The following is a 19,238-nucleotide window of genomic DNA, read 5'->3' as shown; positions in this document are numbered from 1 at the left end:
GAGCTTAATTTTCCTGAGCGCGATAGGCCCCAGGTGTGAGCCCGGTCCACTTCTTGAACGCCCGATGAAACGCCGAAGGCTCGGAAAACCCCAGCTGTTCGGCGATCTGTTGCAACGACAGGTCCGCACGGCCCAAGTGATAAATCGCGATATCCCGGCGCAACTGATCCTTCAATTCCTGAAAACTCGAACCTTCTTCGCGCAAATGCCGACGCAATGTCTGCGGGCTGACGTGCAGGTGCGCGGCTACCGCTTCGAGATCCGGCCAGCGAGCACTGTCCCGGCTGAGCAGTCGGCGTAGTTGACTGCTCAGACTGTCGCCATCGTCGGGACGCGAAAGCAGGTCGGCCGGCGAGCGCTCGAGGAAATGCTTGAGCGTCCGTTCGTCTTGCAACAACGGCATGCTCAGGTAACGGCTGTGGAAGAGCAGGCTGCTCTGCGCCGCTGAAAATTCCATCGGGCAGGGAAACAGCAAATCATATTCAGCACCGTGCGCGGGCCTCGGGTAACTGAAGGTCGCCTGCTCCAGCCGGATACGCTGGCCGATCAGCCAACTGCCGAGTCGATGCCACACCATCAGCTGGCTCTCGGTGAGGAAGTGATCGGGATCGCGGAACTGCGAGTCGTCGAGGCTCAGGCGGATCAATTCGTCTTCGCGGGTCAGGGTCAGACGCGGACCTTCGGGGAACAGGCTATAAAACAACAAGCCGCGATGCAGCGCTTTATCCAGATTGCGGCAGTGAATCAAGGCGTGACACATCATCGCGAAGCTGCCGGTTTTGCACGGCACCGGCCCGAAGCCCAGGTATTCATCGTCGAGTGCCAGCCACAAACCCTGAATCAATCGGGTGAACTGTTCAGGCGCGATGCGCGCACGCGGTTCTTCCAGCAGTTCGGGACTGATGCCGGTTTGTTGCAGCAGCGTTGAACAGTCGTGACCCAGGCGACGCGCGCCACCGAGAACGGCGCGAGCGAAGTGACTGGCGATGGTGCGGTGGCGCATGGCATGCAGATCCGTCATTGGACGACGGATGGTACTCACCCAGGCTGACGATGGACAAGGCGGATATCCGCCAAATTGCAGGACGAGGTCTGGCGGATGGGCGGAAACCCGCCACTGTTTTTGAAAGCGTCCGTCGCTCGTTAAACCTGTAACCCCAGATGTCAAAAGGCTCGCCGGGCTTTTGGCAAAGGTGGCACGAGCCTTGCGATACAACGAGCAGATGCCTGCCGTCGCGCAGCTCGAAAAAACAAATCCCTCCAGTGCAGGAGGGTTCGCAATTCAGGTGTCGTGGGCAACAGATGGATGTTGTCACCGCGCGCTCTTGAGGAACTTTGCAATGACGACTCGTCAGCCACTGTACAAATCCCTGTATTTCCAGGTGATCGTTGCCATCGCCATCGGCATCCTGCTCGGTCACTTCTATCCGCAGACCGGTGTGGCCCTCAAGCCGCTGGGTGACGGGTTCATCAAACTGATCAAAATGATCATCGCGCCCATCATCTTCTGTACCGTCGTCAGCGGTATCGCCGGCATGCAGAACATGAAGTCGGTCGGCAAGACCGGTGGTTACGCGCTGCTCTACTTCGAAATCGTTTCGACCATCGCGCTGCTGGTTGGCCTGATCGTGGTCAACATCGTCCAGCCGGGCAACGGCATGCACATCGACGTGACCACGCTGGACGCCTCTAAAGTGGCTCAATATGTGTCGGCCGGTGCTGATCAAAGCGTCGTCGGCTTCCTGCTGAACGTGATCCCGTCGACCATCGTCGGTGCGTTCGCCACAGGCGATATCCTGCAAGTGCTGATGTTCTCGGTGATCTTCGGTTTCGCCCTGCATCGCCTGGGTGCCTACGGCAAGCCGATCCTGGACTTCATCGATCGCTTCGCCCACGTGATGTTCAACATCATCAACATGATCATGAAGCTCGCGCCAATCGGTGCCTTCGGTGCGATGGCGTTCACCATCGGTGCCTACGGTGTCGGCTCGCTGGTGCAACTGGGTCAGTTGATGGCGTGCTTCTACATCACCTGCCTGCTGTTCATCCTGATCGTGCTGGGCGGCATCGCTCGCGCTCACGGCTTCAGCGTCCTGAAAATGATCCGCTACATCCGTGAAGAACTGCTGATCGTGTTGGGTACCTCTTCTTCGGAATCGGTATTGCCACGCATGCTGATCAAGATGGAGCGTCTGGGCGCGAAGAAATCCGTGGTGGGTCTGGTGATCCCGACCGGTTACTCGTTCAACCTCGACGGTACTGCGATCTACCTGACCATGGCGGCGGTGTTCATTGCCCAGGCCACCGACACCCACATGGACATCACTCACCAGATCACCCTGCTGGTGGTGTTGCTGCTGTCCTCCAAAGGCGCTGCTGGCGTGACCGGTAGTGGCTTCATCGTGTTGGCGGCCACCCTGTCGGCTGTTGGCCACCTGCCGGTTGCCGGCCTGGCGCTGATCCTCGGTATCGACCGTTTCATGTCCGAAGCCCGCGCCCTGACCAACCTGGTCGGTAACGCCGTTGCCACCATCGTTGTCGCCAAGTGGGTCAAGGAGCTGGACACTGACGTGCTGCAATCCGAGCTGGCCTCGGGCGGTCGCGGTATCGCCGACGAGCGTGAAGAAGACGACCTGGGTGTGGCCGAAGGCCCAACCCCAATCAACGTCAAGTAAGCACCGTTGTAATAAGAAAACCCGCTCCGGCGGGTTTTCTTTTGCCCGGGATTTGAGCAGAACGGTCACGGTTGCTGACACATCAGGTGATTGCTGCAATGCCGCTGGTTGCCTAGGCTGGAGACATCGTTCACGGAGATCGCTCATGCCCGGTCCACTGGCATCACTCAAGGTTCTGGATTTTTCGACGCTGCTACCGGGGCCGTTTGCCTCGCTGTTATTGGCCGACATGGGCGCCGAGGTCTTGCGCATTGAATCGCCGACCCGCGTGGACCTGCTGCGCGTATTGCCGCCACACGACCAGGGTGTGTCGGCCAGCCACGCGTATCTCAATCGCAACAAGCGCAGCCTGGCGCTGGACCTCAAGCAGCCAGAGGCGCTTGAGGTGATCAGGCAATTGCTGCAGGACTACGACATCGTGCTGGAGCAGTTCCGCCCCGGTGTGATGGAACGGTTGGGCCTGGGGTATGAGGCCTTGAAGGCGATCAATCCAAAACTGATTTATGTGTCGATCACCGGTTACGGCCAGACCGGCCCCTACAAGGACCGCGCCGGTCACGACATCAATTACCTGGCGCTCGCGGGGTTGGCGAGCTACACCGGCCGCGCCGACAGCGGCCCGCTGCCCTTGAGCATGCAAGTGGCGGACGTCGCCGGTGGCTCGCTGCACGGGGTGATCGGCCTGTTGGCGGCGGTGATCGCCCGGCAGCAGACCGGCGCGGGGCAGCATCTGGACGTGAGCATGACCGACTGCGCGTTCAGCCTCAACGCTCTGGCCGGCGCCGGGTATCTGGCCTGCGGCGAAGAGCCGGGCAGGGAAGACCAGATGCTCAATGGCGGCAGTTTCTACGACTACTATCTAACGCGGGATGGGCGCTGGCTGTCAGTGGGCAGCCTGGAGCCGGCGTTCATGAAGCAGCTGTGTACGGCGCTGGGGCTGGAGGAGCTGGCGGCCCTGGGTTTATCGCCGCAACCGGCCCAGCAGAAAAAGCTCAAGGATGCGCTGAAGACCGAGTTCGAGAAACATGACTTCGACGAGTTGTGTGGACTGTTTGCCGAGCTTGATGCGTGTGTCGAGCCGGTATTGACCTTGGGTGAGGCGGTGCGGCATCCGCAGTTGCAGGCGCGGGAACTGGTGACTGAAGTGCCTCGGGGTGATGGTACTACCCAACGGCAGATGGCCTGCCCGTTGAAATTCTCGGAGGGGTTGCCCGAGCCTCGGCATGTTGGTGCGGCGTTGGGTGAGCACACGGATCAGGTGTTGGGGGAGTTGGGGTTCAGTGCTGAGCGGATCGACCAATTGCGCGCTGCCAAGGTAATTCTCTAGCGCCTGTTCCGGCCCCTTCGCGAGCAGGCTCGCTCCCACATTGGATCTGCGTCGTTCACAAATCCCCTGTGGGAGCGAGCCTGCTCGCGATGGCGTTCTGAAAGACACTACAAATCCGACTTACTCGACCCGCATCTCCCCGCTGAACACCAATGTGCCGCGGCATCTGCGACACAAATACCGCCGCCCCTGCCGCACCAGACCATGGCGCTGCGCGGAAAACGGGAAATCGCTATCAACGCACGGGCATTTGTAGATATAGCGCGTCACGCGGCGGCGCTTGACGTCATAGGTGTGGCAGCGATTGGGCGGCAGTTCGTACACGCCACGCATGATCAGTTGCCACTCTTCGCCGTGGGGCTGAATGCGATCGCCGAACAGTTGGTGGGCGATCAGATGCGCCACCTCGTGGGCGACCGTCTGCTTGAGGAAATCTTCGCTGTTTTCCCGGTACAGCTGCGGGTTGAAGCGCAGCAGGTTCTCGTGCAGATGCGCGACCCCGGCTTTTTGCCCGCGCAGCTTGAGGCTCACCACGGGGCGCTTGAAGGTTCGTTTGAAAAAGGATTCGGCTTGCTGGTAACAGTCTTCGACGCGGGAATTGAGTTGCTCGGGCATGCTTGATGGATCTCCAGAGACGTCGAGTATGCCGCAACCTTTGCGCCTTGCGAATCGTCGAAGCGCCGAATGGTCGTTGCCCCCCACACATTGAAAGGCCGCCTTGCGGCGGCCTGTGTTGGCAGATCTGGTTATAGGAAGCAGTGTGACTAATTGGTATAGACCGGCCCCACGCCGAGTCCCCAGACAATTACTGTAAACGCCATGATGGCCACCAGCACCACCAGGCCTACGGCAAGCACTGAACTTGAAAACAGAAATCCCTCGTCAGATGGAATGTTCATAAAAGTGGGTAGCCCCACATACAACAGGTACACCGTGTAGCAGATGGCCGCCGTCCCGACGATCATCCCCAGCCACATGTGTGGGTACAACGCCGCCAGACCGCCAATGAACAGCGGGGTTGCGGTGTAGGTCGCAAACGCAACACAACGGGCCAGGCTCGGGTTGGCGTCATAGGTGCGTGCCATCCAGTGGATGAACGCGCCCATCACGGCGACGCCGCCGAGCATTGCCAGGTACGACATGACTGTCATCCATAGCGCGCTTTCCTGGGTCAGCATGACCGGCGCTCGATTGCCGATGACCCAGCCGACTTGTGTGGTGCCGATAAACGCCGACACGGCGGGGATCGCCGCGAGAATCAGCGTGTGGGTGAGGTACATGTGGCTGATGCTTTCCTCTTGGTCGCCACGGATTTCTTTCCATTCCTGGTCGGGGTGGGTGAAGAGCCCCACTACGTGATGGATCATGCCAGTCACTCCTCTTGTTTTTACCGTCGCCCCCCAGTGGAGCGCCTACAGGCCAAAGTGGCCACGTAAGTAAAAGGTCTGGATATGTGTGCGACCTTAGTTCGCAGTATAGAAAGGTCTTAACGGCGCGGGTGCGAGGGCGTTAGAGCAAATCGCGCTGTAAAAACAGCTGTTAATCGCGGCCGGGACTGTCAATGGTGAACCCTGTGGGAGCGAGCCTGCTCGCGAAAGCGGTGTCCCAGGCACTACCGTTTGACTGACACACCGCTATCGCGAGCAGGCTCGCTCCCACAGGGGGATAGTCGGGCCTTCGCCACTGATGCGTTTTTGCGTAAAATGCCGGTCTTTTCGTCACACCTACGGATTCGCGTCATGGGCACTCTCACGGTCAATCAGAACAAACTGCAAAAGCGCCTTCGCCGCCAGGCCGGCGAGGCTATTGCCGATTTCAACATGATTGAAGACGGCGACAAGGTCATGGTCTGCCTGTCCGGTGGCAAGGACAGCTACACCTTGCTCGATGTGCTGATGCACTTGCAGAAGGTCGCCCCGATCAAGTTTGAGCTCGTGGCCGTGAACATGGACCAGAAGCAGCCGGGTTTTCCCGAGGATGTGCTGCCGGCGTACCTGAAAGCGTTGGGGATCGAGTACCACATCGTCGAGAAAGACACCTACTCGGTGGTCAAAGAGCTGATTCCGGAAGGCAAGACCACTTGCTCGCTGTGCTCACGCTTGCGTCGTGGCACGCTGTACACCTTTGCCGACCAGATCGGCGCGACCAAAATGGCCCTCGGTCATCACCGCGACGACATTGTCGAGACGTTCTTCCTCAATATGTTCTTCAACGGCTCGCTCAAGGCCATGCCGCCTAAACTGCGCGCCGACGACGGCCGCAACGTGGTGATCCGCCCGCTGGCCTACTGCAACGAAAAAGACATTCAGGCCTACTCGGACCTCAAGCAATTCCCAATCATCCCGTGCAACCTCTGCGGCTCGCAGGAAAACCTGCAGCGTCAGGTGGTCAAGGACATGCTGCAAGACTGGGAGCGCAAGACGCCAGGCCGCACCGAAAGCATTTTCCGCAGCTTGCAGAACGTGATCCCGTCGCAACTGGCGGACCGCAACCTGTTTGATTTCACCAGCCTGAAAATTGACGAAACCGCGGCTTCGCGCTTTGTCAATGTAGTGAACCTGTAAATGCAAACACTGTGGGAGCGAGCTTGCTCGCGATAGCGTCCTGTCAGTCTCAACATAATTGACTGACACACCGCCATCGCGAGCGAGCTCGCTCCCACATTTCTTTTTTATTCCTCAGGAGAGGGCATGCGCGATTACAAGTGGCTGCACGAATACTGTCTGAACCGCTTCGGTTCGGCGGCTGAACTGGAAGCCCATCTGCCCGTTCCCAAGACCCCGGCGCAATTGCGCAAGATCAGCGACGACCGCTACCTCTCGACCATGGCGCTGCGTGTGTTCCGCGCCGGGCTCAAACACAGTCTGGTGGACGCCAAGTGGCCGTCGTTCGAAGAAGTGTTTTTCAGGTTCGACCCGGAAAAAGTGGTGCTGATGAGCGCCGAACACCTGGAGCGCCTGATGCAGGACGCACGGATCATCCGCCACCTGGGCAAGCTCAAGAGCGTGCCGCGCAATGCGCAGTTCATCCTCGACGAGGCACATGAAAGAGGCAGCTTCGGCGCGTTGATCGCCGATTGGCCAGTGACCGATATTGTCGGCTTGTGGACCTACCTGAAAAAGCGCGGCCATCAATTGGGCGGGCTGTCGGCACCGCGGTTTTTGCGGATGGTCGGCAAGGACACCTTTGTGCCGAGCTACGACGTGGTGGCGGGGTTGAATGCGCAGAAGATCGTGGACAAGGTGCCGACCAGTCTGCGAGATCTGGCGCTGGTCCAGGAGGTGTTTAATCAGTGGCATGAACAGAGCGGCGGTCGGCCGATGAGCCAGATTTCGATGATGCTGGCGTACACCGTCAATCATTGAAGCAAAAAAGATCGCAGCCTTCGGCAGCTCCTACAGGACTACGCGATCCCGGTAGGAGCTGCCGAAGGCTGCGATCTTTTCTTATCAGGCGGCGGAAATCTCGCCCTCGCCAGCCAATTTGCGATTCAACTGAAATCGCCACCGCACATACATCAACGCCGAGCAAAACACCGCCAGACTCGCCCCCATCTCCAGCAAACCAAACAGCTGCCGGTTCGGGTCGTACGCCGCCAACGCGCCCTTGATGAAATACAGGTTCACCACAAAACACATCCACGAATGCCCGCGCGCGCTGCCCATCATCATCCCCGGCGCCAAGATCAGCAGCGGCACCAGTTCGATCAGCAGAATCACCCACGGCCGCGCGCCATGCAGGTCGGCAAACACCAGGTAATAGGCGCAGAGCAGTCCCACCAGACCGAGGTAGCACAGCAGGCTGATCACGCGCATCGACCGCACTCGCGGTTCGAGCCATTCAATGGAAGGCAGTACCTTTGGCTTTTTCGCCATCTCAGCTCACCAACTTTTGTGCGGTCTTCGCCAGGCGCAGGCCCAAGGCCCGGCACAGCGCCACTTCGTGTTCATTCAGGCCGAGTTTGCCGTCGGCCCCGGCGTGATGGCTGGCGCCGTACGGCGTGCCGCCGCCACGGGTTTCCAGCAAGGCCGATTCACTGTAAGGCAAGCCGGTGATCAGCATTCCGTGGTGCAACAGCGGCAACATCATCGACAACAACGTGGTTTCCTGACCGCCGTGCAGGCTCGCGGTGGAGGTGAACACGCCGGCCGGTTTGCCCACCAGTGCGCCGGTGAGCCACAGGTTGCTGGTGCCATCGAGGAAGTATTTCAGCGGCGCGGCCATGTTGCCGAAACGCGTCGGGCTGCCGAGGGCCAGGCCCGCACAATTCTTCAGGTCGTCGAGGCTGGCGTACAGCGCACCTTCGTCCGGAATGTCCGGCGACACCGCTTCACACTCGGTGGAGATCGCCGGCACGGTGCGCAGCCGCGCTTCCATCCCGGACTGCTCGACACCCCGGGCAATCTGCCGGGCCATCTCATTGGTCGAGCCGCTGCGGCTGTAATACAAAACCAGAATGTACGGCGCGCTCACGGCAGCAACTCCAGCACGTTCTCCGGCGGACGGCCGATGATGGCTTTGTCACCGGCTTCGAGGATCGGTCGCTCCATGAGTTTCGGGTGAGCAGCGATGGCCGCGATCAATTGCGCCTCGCTCAGATTGGCGTCCGCGAGGTTGAGGGTTTTGTACTCTTCCTCACCGCTGCGCAGCAACTGACGCGCGCCGATGCCGAGTTTTTTCAGCAGGCTCTGCAGTTGCGCGGCGTCAAGGGGCGTGTCGAGGTAGCGGACCACGGTCGGGGTCAGGCCACGGGCTTCGAGCAGTTCGAGCGCACCGCGGGATTTCGAGCAGCGCGGGTTGTGATAAAGCGTCAGATCGGTCATGTGCGGGTCGCATCTTGCGTAAGGTGACGGCTATTCTAACTGTGCAGCGCGTAATCCAGAACCTTGGGAGGCGATGGGTCGCAGGCGCAATCAATTCTGAACAAGGAAAATGACATGACAAGGCGACTGGCAGCGGCATTGGCGATCTTCGGGGCGCTGATGCTGGGGGGCTGCGGCAACGACTATGGCATCGATCAGAACGGCCAGAAAGTCGCCGCCGAACGTCTGGACAAGCAATGGCTGGTGCTCAATTACTGGGCCGAATGGTGTGGCCCGTGCCGGACCGAAATCCCGGAATTGAACGGGCTGGCCGATCAGTTGAAGGGCAAGAACATCGGTGTGTTCGGGGTCAACTTCGACAATGTGCAGGGTGAAGAGCTGAGAAGCGCCAGTGAGAAACTGGGGATCAAGTTCACGGTACTGGCGTCGGATCCGGCGGAGGTGTTCGAATTGCCACGCAGCGAAGCGTTACCGGTGACGTACATCATCGATAACAAGGGCAAGGTGCGGGAACAGTTGATGGGCGAGCAGACGGCGGCGGGGGTGATGGCGAAGCTTGAGGCGTTGCAGGCTAAAAATTGAGCTGCTTTTGAGAGAAAGATCGCAGCCTTTGGCAGCTGCTACAGAAATACGCGATCCCATGTAGGAGCTGCCGAAGGCTGCGATCTTTTCAGGATTCAACCCTCTTCAAGCCACAAACGCAACGGCTTGCCTTGTGCCGGCCAGAAGCGCATTTGCTCGATCGGCGAAACATCCCAGCGCTGCACGTTTTCCAACGCCTGGAGAAAGCGCTTTTCCTGTTCCATCAACGCCGGTGCACACATTTTGCGCGTGCTGCCGACCTTGCCGAACGTCAACGTGTGACCCTCAAGGGTGTACGGCGCAAACCAGTGGTTGCAGCCGCCGTTGCCATAAGCCCGGCCGTCTTCACCGAGGGTGACGGTCAGGTGGCTGTAACCCATCAACGGCCGCTCGCCGATCCATTCCAGAATGTAGCTGCGGTTCTGTTGCAGTTGCACAGGCTCGGCGGCGCAGCCCATGAGGCTGGCGCCGACCAGCGCGGTCAGGGCAAGGCGTTTCATTACGCGGGCTCCTGGCATTTCGGGCACAGGTGTTTCTCGCCGACAGACTTCCAGCCCAGCTCGGTAATCCGCGCCGTGGCGGCAGGCTTTTCAGCCTTGTTGCCCAACTTGGCGTCGACCGCAAACTCGAAGCTCAGCTCCTTGGCGCAGCTGTCGCAATTGACTTTCCAGGTGTGAATCGCCAGTTCGCCGAACACCGGACCACTGGCCACCGCCACCCATTGGCCGGGCGGGTTGATCAAGTGGCGAACCGTCTCGACGGTCAGGCGCATGGACAGGTCCTTGGCACCTTTGAGGGTCACGACCAGCACGTCGTTGTTGCGAATCGAGCCGCCGTTGCCGGTGACTTGATAACGCCCCGGCACCAGGGCGCGGCATTCGGTGAGGGTGTGTTGCGGGTTCATCAGGCTATAGCGGAAATCGTGCTCGACCATGGGTCCTCCAAATATGCGCGGCATGCTAGCACGGACATCGATGCGGCACCGCGCAGGGAAATGACCTTCGATCCGGTTCAGCCAGCATCGACCTGATTTTGCAGGCTGCCTGCGGCCCACGCTGCAATGTTCTGCAACGTTGTCGAGGCAATCGCGCCAAGGGCTTCGCGGGTCAGGAAGGCCTGGTGCGCGGTGACAATCACGTTCGGGAAGGTCAGCAGGCGCGCCAGCACATCGTCCTGCAGCGGCAGGTCGGAGCGGTCTTCGAAGAACAGCTGCGCCTCTTCTTCATAGACGTCCAGCCCCAGGTAACCCAGTTGGCCGTCCTTCAACGCGTCGATCAGTGCTGGCGTGTCCACCAGGCCCCCACGACCGGTATTGATCAGCATCGCGCCCGGGAGCATGCGCGCCAGTGATTCACGGTTGATCAAGTGTTTGCTCTGCTCGTTGAGCGGGCAGTGCAGGCTGATGATCTGCGACTCGGCCAGCAGCTCTGGCAAGCTCAGATAACGCGCGCCGAGGGCTTCCACTTGCGGGTTGGGATAAGGATCAAAGGCCAGTAACCGGCAGCCGAAACCGTTCATGATTTTCGCGAAGGTCGCGCCAATCTGCCCGGTGCCGACCACGCCAACCGTCTTTCCAACCAGATCGAAACCGGTCAGCCCGTGCAGGCTGAAATCCCCTTCGCGGGTGCGGTTGTAGGCCCGGTGCAGACGGCGATTGAGCGCGAGGATCAGCGCCACTGCATGTTCGGCCACCGCGTGGGGCGAGTAGGCCGGAACCCGCACGATCGACAGCCCGAGCAGCTTGGCCGCCGCGAGATCGACATGGTTGTAACCCGCCGAGCGCAAGGCGATCAGGCGCGTGCCGCCGGCGGCCAGGTGTTCGAGCACGGGGGCGCTGAGGTCATCATTAATGAACGCGCAGACCACCTCGTGATGTTCCGCCAGCGCCACGGTGTCCAGGCTCAGCCGCGCCGATTGAAAGTGCAGCTCGATACCGGCGGGAAGGTCGGCGCCAAGAAAACTGTCGCGGTCGTAGGTCTGACTGCTGAAAAGAATGGTGCGCATGCGGTCCTCCTGGATATTTACGCATTTTGTGGAGTAGATCTGATCCACTGTGGGAGCGAGCCTGCTCGCGAAGACGGAGTATCAGGCGACATCACCGTATCCTGATTCCCCGCCTTCGCGAGCAGGCTAGCTCCCACAGTGGAATGGCGTCGCGCCGGACAGGGATTTGGCAAGCATTGCGTTGCATCAAGCATTGATCCGCGCTTGAGCCGCCAGCCGATTGATCGCCCGGTCGAGGTCCTCCAGCGCGCCGGTGGCTTTTGGGTCCTGTTGTTTGAGCAGGGTTTCGCTGCGCTGGCAGGCGGCGCGCAGTTGCGGCACGCCGCAGTAGCGGGTGGCGCCGTGCAGACGATGGACCCGCTCGATCAACGCGTTGTGGTCGTTGGATTCGCGGGCGCAACGGATCGCTTCGCGGTCGGCTTCCAGCGACGCCAGTAACATCGCCAGCATGTCCGCCGCCAGATCGGCCTTGCCCGCCGCCAGGCGCAAGCCTTCTTCATGGTCCAGCACCTGCAACTCATGATTGCTGGCGTGGCTGTCGCTGGATCGCTCCGGCGCCTGATTGCGCAGGGCCAGGCCGGTCCACTTCAGCACCACTTGCGCCAGTTGCCGTTCGCTGATCGGTTTGGTCAGGTAATCGTCCATGCCACTTTGCAGCAGCGCGCGTTTCTCGTTGGCCATGGCGTGGGCGGTAAGGGCGACGATGGGCAGCGGCGTGCAATGCCGCTCACTTTCCCACAGGCGAATGGTTTCGGTGCTCTGACGCCCGTCCATGCCGGGCATCTGCACGTCCATCAACACCAGATCGAACGTCTCGTTCTGCACCGCTTTGACGGCGGCGTAACCGCTTTCCACGGCGAGCACTTTCGCGCCGAGGTCTTCGAGCAGGGTTTGCACCAGCAGCAGATTGGCCGGGTTGTCGTCGACACACAGCACCTTCGGCGCACGGCTCGACACCGGTTCGCCGGGGTCACTGCGTTGCTGGCGCGGATTGACCAGATCGGACAAGGCCCGACGCAGCTTGCGGGTGCAGGCGGGTTTGGCCTGAAGCTGACTGTGCGGGTTAGGCACCGAGAGGTGGAACAGCGTCTGTTCGGTGGTCGGGCATAGCACCAGCACTTTGCAGCCGAGGTGCTCAAGGTCCCAGATGTGCTGATTGAGGCGTTCTGGCGGCATGTCGTTGCTGGTGATGCCGAGCACCGCCAGGTCGATCGCCTGCTCGGTCTGATGCGCGCCGGTCACGCCATTGGTCAAACTTTCCAGTGTGTTGAACGGCGTGACGTCGAGGCCGCAGTCTTCCAGTTGATGCTGCAATGCCTGACGGGCCAGTTCGTGATTTTCCAGCACCGCGACGCGCCGTCCCAGCAGTGGCGGGCCCGGCAAGTCTTCGGCGTCGTCGCGGGTTTTCGGCAGGCTCAGGCTGATCCAGAATTCCGACCCTTCGCCCGGCGTGCTGTCGACGCCGATCTCGCCGCCCATCTGCTCGATCAAGCGCTTGGAAATCACCAATCCCAGACCGGTGCCGCCAGGTTGCCGCGACAGCGAGTTGTCAGCCTGGCTGAAGGCCTGGAACAGCGCGCGCACGTCTTCGTTTGACAGGCCAATGCCGGTGTCCTGAATACTGATGCGCAACTGCACGCTGTCATCGTGCTCTTCTTCGAGCATGGCGCGGGCGACGATGGTGCCTTCGCGGGTGAACTTGATCGCATTGCTCACCAGGTTGGTGAGGATCTGCTTGAGTCGCAGCGGATCGCCCACCAGCGACAGCGGCGTGTCGCGATACACCAGACTCACCAGTTCCAGCTGTTTGGCATGGGCCGCCGGAGCGAGGATGGTCAGGGTGTCCTGGAGCAAGTCGCGCAGATTGAACGGAATATGGTCGAGCACCAGCTTGCCGGCCTCGATTTTCGAGAAGTCGAGGATCTCGTTGATGATCCCCAGCAGGCTGTCGGCGGACTTTTCGATGGTGCCCAGATAATCGAGCTGGCGCGGGGTCAGCTCGCTTTTTTGCAGCAGGTGGGTGAAGCCGAGGATGCCGTTGAGCGGCGTACGGATTTCATGGCTCATGTTGGCGAGGAATTCGGATTTTATCCGGCTCGCTTCCAACGCCTCCTTGCGCGCCAGGTCCAGTTCGATGTTCTGGATCTCGATGGTTTCAAGGTTCTGGCGCACGTCTTCAGTGGCCTGATCAATGCTGTGCTGCAATTCTTCCTGAGCGTTTTGCAGGGTGCCGGCCATGCGGTTGATGCCGGATGCCAACTCATCCAGCTCCTGACTGCCGAGGGGCGGCAGGCGGGTTTGCAGTTGGCCGTCCTTGAGTTGCGCCACCGCTTGCTTGATCTGGCTCAGCGGCCGATTGATCGTGCGGCCCATGCGCAACGCCAGCAACGCGCCCCGGCGAGGCCCGCGGCGATCAACAACAGGCTGGCGAACAGGCTGCGATAACCGCGCAGCAGCATGCCGTTGTGCGACAGTTCAAGTTCGACCCAACCCAGCAGGCGGTCGGCTTCTTCGGGAATCAGGTCGCCAGCGAGATTGCGGTGCTTGCCGAACACCGGCAGCAGATAACGCGTCGCGTCGTTGCCGCTGCGCCGGAGCATTTGCGAGCCATTGCCCAGCGGCGCCTGATTGAGCATGGTCGGGCCGGCATGCGCCAGCAGCGTGCGGTCCGGGGCGAGGAGGGTCACCGCGCGCACGTCCGGCGTTTCCAGGGTCTGGGTGGCGATGCGCTCCAGCAGATCGTTGTCTTTGTGACTCATGGCCGGGGCGACGAGGGGCGCGAGCTGTTCGGCGATCATTTCGCCGCGCTGCATGAGTTGGGTTTGCAGGTCGGATAGCTGCATCCAGGTAAAATAGCCGCCCAGCACCAGCGCCATCAGGCTGGTTGGAAGCAAGGTCAGCAACAGCACGCGGCCTTTAATTCCCAGTTTCTTGAGCACGCCTCTCTCCTGCATCCAGCCGTTTGGAAACTGCGCGTACATCCGGCACGCGCCACTCGCGCAGTGTAGCGATTTGCTTGCGGGCAATCTTCGTAAAATTGATGTCGTCATTCGTCGGGTTGTTCGACACTTTTGCGTTGCGGGCCAACCTTGGGTTGCCCCGGGCCAGGCAATCTTGAATAATCCCCAACTGAGAATTATTTGCAGATACTCATGACTCCCATCTCTGTTGGCCATCCCCGCATCCTTTCCATCGAAGACGATCTGGTGCTCGGTGCCTATGTTCACGAGCAACTGGGCCGTAGCGGTTTCCAGGTGACCTGGTGCCAGAACGGGCAGGAAGGCCTGGCGATTGCCCGGGAACAAGCCTTCGATGTGGTGCTGATGGATATCCTGCTGCCAGGGATGAACGGCTTGAATGTGTTGACCCAATTGCGCCAGAGCCACTCCACTCCGGTGGTGCTGATGTCGGCACTGGGGGCCGAGGCGGACCGCATCAGCGGGTTTCGCCTCGGCGCCGATGACTATTTGCCCAAACCGTTCAGCATGGCCGAATTGCGCGTGCGCATCGAAGCGATCCTGCGGCGGGTGGCGCTTGATCGTCGCCCGGCCATCGAACCGGTTGCCGTGGCGGCGGACAGTCTGCGCTTTGACGATGAGCTGTCTGAGGTTTTTTACGGCGCGCATGCGGCCGGCCTGACCCGCAGCGAATATCGGCTGCTGGACACGCTGAATCGCAACGGCGATGAGGTGCTGAGCAAAGCCTTCCTTTATCAGCACGTGCTGCAACGGGGCTACGCCGCCCACGACCGCAGTCTCGACATGCACATCAGCCAGATCCGTCGCAAACTCAAAGCGATCGGTTACAGCGAGCGCGAAGTGCGCACTGTCTGGGGCAAGGGCTACGTCTTGAGTGCCGACCATGAAGTGGGCTGATCTGCCGGGCCGGCATTCACTGTTCTGGAAACTCGCCTGTCTGCTGGTGGCGTTCTGTCTGTTGATGATCTGGCTGAGCTGGTCCTGGGGGCGCTATATGGAAGAGCGCAATCAGTTCCTGTCGGATGAGGCGCGAGGCACTCTGGCCGGTTACGCCGCCGAGGCCGAGCAGGCGTGGCAGCAGGGCCAGAATGCCGGTGTCGATGCCTGGCTGGAGGAAATGCGCCAGCGCGAAGCGGGTTGGGCCGGCGTCATCGGTGCTGATTTGCAGTCATTGAGCAGCCAGCCACTGACGGACCCGGAAATCCAGCGCCTGACATTCCTGCGCGGCCTCGATTGGCCCATTCACAAAAAACGCCTGCCATGGTTGCGCGTACCCTTTCCGGGCGACTCGTCTGTCGGCAGCCTGGTCCTCGAACTGCCCCAGCGTTTCATGCCCGGGCGCTACCGGGTGTTCTGGCGCGTGATCACCAACGGCGTGATCCCGGGGCTGTTCACGTTGCTGCTGTGCGTGGGGTTGTATCGACTGCTGGTGGTTCCTCTCAATCAACTGCGCGAGCAGGCCAATGCCTGGCGTGCCGATCAGTTGGGCGTGCGGCTGTCACGGCGCACCACCAATCGTTCCGACGAACTGGGCGAGCTCGGTCGCGCGTTCGATCACATGTCCGAGCGCCTGCAAAGCACCGTCGCCCTGCAACAACAGCTGCTGCGCGACCTGTCCCATGAATTGCGCACGCCGTTGAGCCGTTTGCGCGTGGCCAGCGAAGGCGAACAAAGCCTGGTGCAACTGCGCGAACGCATTGGCCGCGAAGTCGACGGCATGCAGCGCTTGGTCGAGGACACGCTGCAACTGGCCTGGCTCGACACCGAGCGCTCACCGTTGCCCGACGAGGCAATCCAGATCCAGGCACTGTGGGAAATGCTCACGGAAAACGCCTGCTATGAAAGTTGCTGCCCCACCGATCAGTTGCAGTGCCTGGTGGATTCTTCCTGCTGGGTGCGCGGCAATCTCAATACCCTGGCTCAGGCCCTGGAAAACATTCTGCGCAACGCCATTCGTCATTCGCCGAAGGGCGGCGTGGTTCGGCTGGATGGGCGGCGCGAGGGCGGTTATTGGCATTTGTGGCTGGAGGATGAGGGCGGCGGCGTGGCTGAAGAGGATCTGGAGCGAATCTTTTCACCGTTCACCCGGCTCGATGGTTCGCGGCCGGGAGATGGCGGGTTCGGGTTGGGGTTGAGCATTGCGAGGAATGCGGTGCAGCGCCAGGGCGGGCGGCTTTGGGCTGAGAACACCGGGGCCGGGTTGCGGCTGAATATGCGGTTATTGGCCGAAGACGGTGTTGTCAGTGATGACGCCTTCGCGAGCAGGCTCGCTCCCACAATAGATGTTTGCCGTCCACAAATTGTGTGATCCCCGCAGATCCCTGTGGGAGCGAGCCTGCTCGCGAAGGGGAACCGCCTATCCAATATAGCCGGAGCGTTCCGGAGTTTCTGTACGACATTTCCCAAAGGGTATCACCGGTAATTTGCAGCTTCCTTGACGGTTTAAGCTCACGCTTTAATTCATCCGCAAGGAGTTTGGCATGAATGCACCCAAGGTTCCCGGCAACACTACCGACGATCGTTTCAATGAAGTGCTGACGCTGATTCACAGTGCCAGGCAGCAGGCAGTACAGGCGGTGAATACCCGGCTGATCGAGCTGTACTGGCAGGTGGGTGGCTACATCAGTCGCAAGATCGAACTGGCTGAATGGGGTGATTCCGTTGTCAGTCAATTGGCTGATCACTTGGCTCAAACTCAACCGGGATTGCGTGGTTTTACCCGGCGCAATCTGTTCCGTATGCGCCAGTTTTACGAGGCTTACCGGGGCGATGAAAAAGTGTCAGCACTGCTGACACAATTGCCTTGGACCCACAATCTGCTGATTCTGTCCCAGAGTACGCATCCGGAAGAGCGCGAATTCTATCTGCGCCTGTCCATTCAGCAAAAGTGGTCGACGCGCGAACTGGAGCGCCAATTCAAAGCCGCACTGTTCGAACGCAGCGTGACCCAACCGGCAAAAGCCACCGCAGCGCTCAAACAAAGCCACCCTTTGGCACTCGACATCTTCCGCGACGCCTACATGGTCGAATTTCTGGATCTGCCCGGCGCCCATGCCGAAACCGACCTGCACCAAGGCTTACTGGCGCGGCTCAAGGAATTCTTGATTGAGCTTGGCCGTGACTTCAGCTTTGTTGGCTCGGAGTATCCGCTGCAGGTAGGCGGGCGGGATTTCGCCCTGGACCTTTTATTCTTTCACCGTGGGCTCAACTGTCTGGTTGCAATCGAGCTCAAGGTCGGTCGTTTTGAGCCGGAGTACCTGGGCAAGCTGAACTTCTACCTGGAAGCGCTGGATCGAGATGAGCGCAAACCCCACGAAAATCCGGCCATTGGTGTATTGCTCTGTGCCAGCAAAGAAGACGAGGTGGTCGAGTACGCCCTTAACCGCAGCCTGTCGCCAGCGCTGGTCGCTGAATACCAGGTGCAGTTACCTGACAAACAGTTGTTGCAAGCCAAGCTGCATGAGTTCTATGCCTTGAATGTTGCTGGGCGGACGTAAAAAACCATTGATAGGGCGGATTCTTACTTTCTTGTCGGAGGCGTCCTACTTCAAAAAGTTGTGGGTGTGTAAGAGGTTTCTGAAAATAACCAAAAGGCTCAAGACCTTATTATAAGAGTCGATATTCAACTTGTGGCTTTAAATCAAGAAGGATAATCAATGAACGTCATAATAAGAACGGCCGTCTTGTCGAAACAGGCTGATGCCTATTTTATTAAAAATCCGTACGAGACACAAAATGCGCGCACGATAACCGATGCAAAGGACGCTGCCGGGGCATTGAACCTGACGAGCGATACCATGATTGGCGAATTAAAAAATTTGATTAAAGGATATGATTTTACATCGATAAGTACTAATGAGCTTGCGAAAATCGGATCGAAGCTCTATGAGGTTGAATTGATAGACAGGCGAGTCGCCGGGCAATTCATATCCGGTAATATGACCTATGATGAATATGGTTTTCAGACTGAAAAAGACGTCAAATATAATGCGATCGCAATGTTCAATCAGATGTTGGGGGATACCCAAGCATATGCCAGTACTTGGCCTATGTACGCTCATCAAGAGTCATTCAAGGTGGTGCTGAAGGCTTTAGAGGGCGCAAATCAAGTCATTAACGCGCTCTCCTATTTTTCGCATTCAACCAGAAAGGATCTGTCTGTCAGTATTCAAGCTTGAGTCACCCGGTGCCCGAAAGAATTTCGGGCGCCGGTTTGCTGTTGTCTATCGGCTGTAGCGGGTGCTTCCAGAATACTGTCTGTCGACAGTTAGTGTATTCGAGTGGCGGATTCTGTAAGTCCCCAGTGTGCCAAGCACTGAGGCAGTATTGCCGGTACCCCCGGCGACCTTGGTCCAGGTTGAATCTGTCAGTTTGTCAATATACAGATCCGGTGGAGAACCCGCGCCTACGGCAGTGATAGTGGAAGAGATGTTGGCTTGTCGGCATCCATTTGCACCCGTAATAGTAAAGGGCCCTTGAGCAATGACATCGGTGTTAGCGGGTACCGTGCCGCTGTAGGTGTCACGAATGCTGGTGCATGCTACTGAGGTCTGACTCGCAAGGAACAGCCCTGCGAAAGAAAACGCAATAAGGACTTTCATAAGTACGCTCATCATAAAGTTGGTTGGTGATGCGGTAGGGATTCAAAAGATATCCCGCATAAAAAGACTATCGGTGAAGTCCCTTGCCCACCAGTTCACGCCAACCTCCAAGCCTTGAGTGAAACGTCCGAAGAACGCGTCTTTAAAACCCGATATTTTGGAGAAAAAGAATTCTTCCTACCTCTCTGACGTCGTTTGTCTGTAAGGCGAGGTTCGATCAAGCGATTGCTCACCCCGTCGTCCTTATT

The 19,238-nt window shown here is 59.4% G+C and carries 18 protein-coding genes and 1 pseudogene; 9 read left to right on the top strand and 10 right to left on the bottom strand.

From position 1 onward, the window contains the following. Positions 1–4: 4 nt before the first annotated feature. On the bottom strand, positions 5–1,003 hold the full coding sequence (locus F8N62_RS03060; RefSeq protein WP_150709583.1) for an AraC family transcriptional regulator: 999 nt from the start codon (positions 1,001–1,003) through the stop codon (positions 5–7). 337 nt (positions 1,004–1,340) lie between these two features. Here F8N62_RS03060 and F8N62_RS03055 point away from each other — a divergent pair, with 337 nt between their 5' ends. Beyond that, positions 1,341–2,675 (top strand): dicarboxylate/amino acid:cation symporter, encoded by a 1,335-nt coding sequence (locus F8N62_RS03055; RefSeq protein WP_150709582.1) that lies wholly within the window; start codon positions 1,341–1,343, stop codon positions 2,673–2,675. 145 nt (positions 2,676–2,820) lie between these two features. Beyond that, entirely contained in the window at positions 2,821–4,002 is a 1,182-nt protein-coding gene (locus tag F8N62_RS03050) for a CaiB/BaiF CoA transferase family protein (RefSeq protein ID WP_150709581.1), read from the top strand. Positions 4,003–4,122: 120 nt separating this feature from the next. On the opposite strand, the gene F8N62_RS03045 is transcribed toward F8N62_RS03050, so the two are convergent. Both F8N62_RS03045 and F8N62_RS03040 read right to left on the bottom strand, forming a co-directional pair. Next, entirely contained in the window at positions 4,123–4,617 is a 495-nt protein-coding gene (locus tag F8N62_RS03045) for a SprT family zinc-dependent metalloprotease (protein WP_150709580.1), read from the bottom strand. A gap of 149 nt (positions 4,618–4,766) precedes the next feature. After that, positions 4,767–5,369 (bottom strand): Yip1 family protein, encoded by a 603-nt coding sequence (locus F8N62_RS03040; RefSeq protein ID WP_150709579.1) that lies wholly within the window; start codon positions 5,367–5,369, stop codon positions 4,767–4,769. 372 nt (positions 5,370–5,741) lie between these two features. Here F8N62_RS03040 and ttcA point away from each other — a divergent pair, with 372 nt between their 5' ends. Then, a complete protein-coding gene (gene ttcA / locus F8N62_RS03035; protein ID WP_150709578.1) occupies positions 5,742–6,566 on the top strand; it encodes a tRNA 2-thiocytidine(32) synthetase TtcA in 825 nt (274 codons plus the stop codon). A 126-nt stretch (positions 6,567–6,692) separates the two neighbouring features. Continuing rightward, positions 6,693–7,367, top strand: a complete 675-nt coding sequence (locus F8N62_RS03030) for a DNA-3-methyladenine glycosylase I (RefSeq protein ID WP_150709577.1) — start codon at positions 6,693–6,695, stop codon at positions 7,365–7,367. An 84-nt stretch (positions 7,368–7,451) separates the two neighbouring features. Here the strand turns inward: F8N62_RS03030 and F8N62_RS03025 are convergent, their stop codons facing one another. The 3 genes from F8N62_RS03025 to arsC are packed head-to-tail and all read right to left on the bottom strand — an operon-like array spanning position 7,452 to position 8,825. Next, positions 7,452–7,877, bottom strand: coding sequence for a DUF2069 domain-containing protein (locus tag F8N62_RS03025; protein WP_150709576.1), 426 nt, complete (start codon positions 7,875–7,877; stop codon positions 7,452–7,454). 1 nt (position 7,878) lies between these two features. After that, complete coding sequence (gene wrbA / locus F8N62_RS03020; protein WP_150634163.1) at positions 7,879–8,475, bottom strand: NAD(P)H:quinone oxidoreductase; 597 nt, start codon at positions 8,473–8,475, stop codon at positions 7,879–7,881. Next, entirely contained in the window at positions 8,472–8,825 is a 354-nt protein-coding gene (gene arsC, locus F8N62_RS03015) for an arsenate reductase (glutaredoxin) (RefSeq protein WP_150709575.1), read from the bottom strand. Before arsC ends, wrbA begins: the two co-directional genes overlap by 4 nt. A gap of 114 nt (positions 8,826–8,939) precedes the next feature. Here arsC and F8N62_RS03010 point away from each other — a divergent pair, with 114 nt between their 5' ends. Continuing rightward, a complete protein-coding gene (locus tag F8N62_RS03010; protein WP_150709574.1) occupies positions 8,940–9,407 on the top strand; it encodes a TlpA disulfide reductase family protein in 468 nt (155 codons plus the stop codon). 95 nt (positions 9,408–9,502) lie between these two features. On the opposite strand, the gene F8N62_RS03005 is transcribed toward F8N62_RS03010, so the two are convergent. The 4 genes and pseudogenes from F8N62_RS03005 to F8N62_RS02990 form a co-directional block, all read right to left on the bottom strand. After that, a complete protein-coding gene (locus tag F8N62_RS03005; RefSeq protein ID WP_150709573.1) occupies positions 9,503–9,907 on the bottom strand; it encodes an META domain-containing protein in 405 nt (134 codons plus the stop codon). Further along, positions 9,907–10,341 (bottom strand): hypothetical protein, encoded by a 435-nt coding sequence (locus tag F8N62_RS03000; protein ID WP_150709572.1) that lies wholly within the window; start codon positions 10,339–10,341, stop codon positions 9,907–9,909. Before F8N62_RS03000 ends, F8N62_RS03005 begins: the two co-directional genes overlap by 1 nt. A 77-nt stretch (positions 10,342–10,418) precedes the next feature. Further along, entirely contained in the window at positions 10,419–11,411 is a 993-nt protein-coding gene (locus F8N62_RS02995) for a 2-hydroxyacid dehydrogenase (RefSeq protein WP_150709571.1), read from the bottom strand. Between the two features lie 186 nt (positions 11,412–11,597). Next, positions 11,598–14,350: pseudogene (locus F8N62_RS02990) on the bottom strand (response regulator). A 213-nt stretch (positions 14,351–14,563) separates the two neighbouring features. Here F8N62_RS02990 and F8N62_RS02985 point away from each other — a divergent pair. From F8N62_RS02985 to F8N62_RS02970, 4 genes are all read left to right on the top strand, one after another. Further along, positions 14,564–15,286 carry a response regulator transcription factor gene (locus tag F8N62_RS02985; RefSeq protein WP_150709570.1) on the top strand — a complete coding sequence of 241 codons (723 nt, stop codon included), beginning with the start codon at positions 14,564–14,566 and terminating at the stop codon, positions 15,284–15,286. Next, positions 15,273–16,697 (top strand): sensor histidine kinase, encoded by a 1,425-nt coding sequence (locus F8N62_RS02980; RefSeq protein WP_150709569.1) that lies wholly within the window; start codon positions 15,273–15,275, stop codon positions 16,695–16,697. Before F8N62_RS02985 ends, F8N62_RS02980 begins: the two co-directional genes overlap by 14 nt. Positions 16,698–16,869: 172 nt before the next feature. After that, the gene (locus F8N62_RS02975) at positions 16,870–17,886 is read left to right on the top strand and encodes a PDDEXK nuclease domain-containing protein (protein WP_150709568.1); all 1,017 of its coding nucleotides are present in this window, start codon (positions 16,870–16,872) and stop codon (positions 17,884–17,886) included. Positions 17,887–18,045: 159 nt separating this feature from the next. After that, positions 18,046–18,567, top strand: coding sequence for a hypothetical protein (locus F8N62_RS02970; RefSeq protein ID WP_150709567.1), 522 nt, complete (start codon positions 18,046–18,048; stop codon positions 18,565–18,567). Positions 18,568–19,238 lie beyond the last annotated feature (671 nt).

It is taken from the genome of Pseudomonas fluorescens (assembly GCF_902497785.1).
Taxonomy (GTDB): domain Bacteria; phylum Pseudomonadota; class Gammaproteobacteria; order Pseudomonadales; family Pseudomonadaceae; genus Aquipseudomonas; species Aquipseudomonas fluorescens_BO.
Note: the sequence above shows the minus strand (reverse complement) of the source record. Positions and strands in the feature narration are given on the sequence as shown.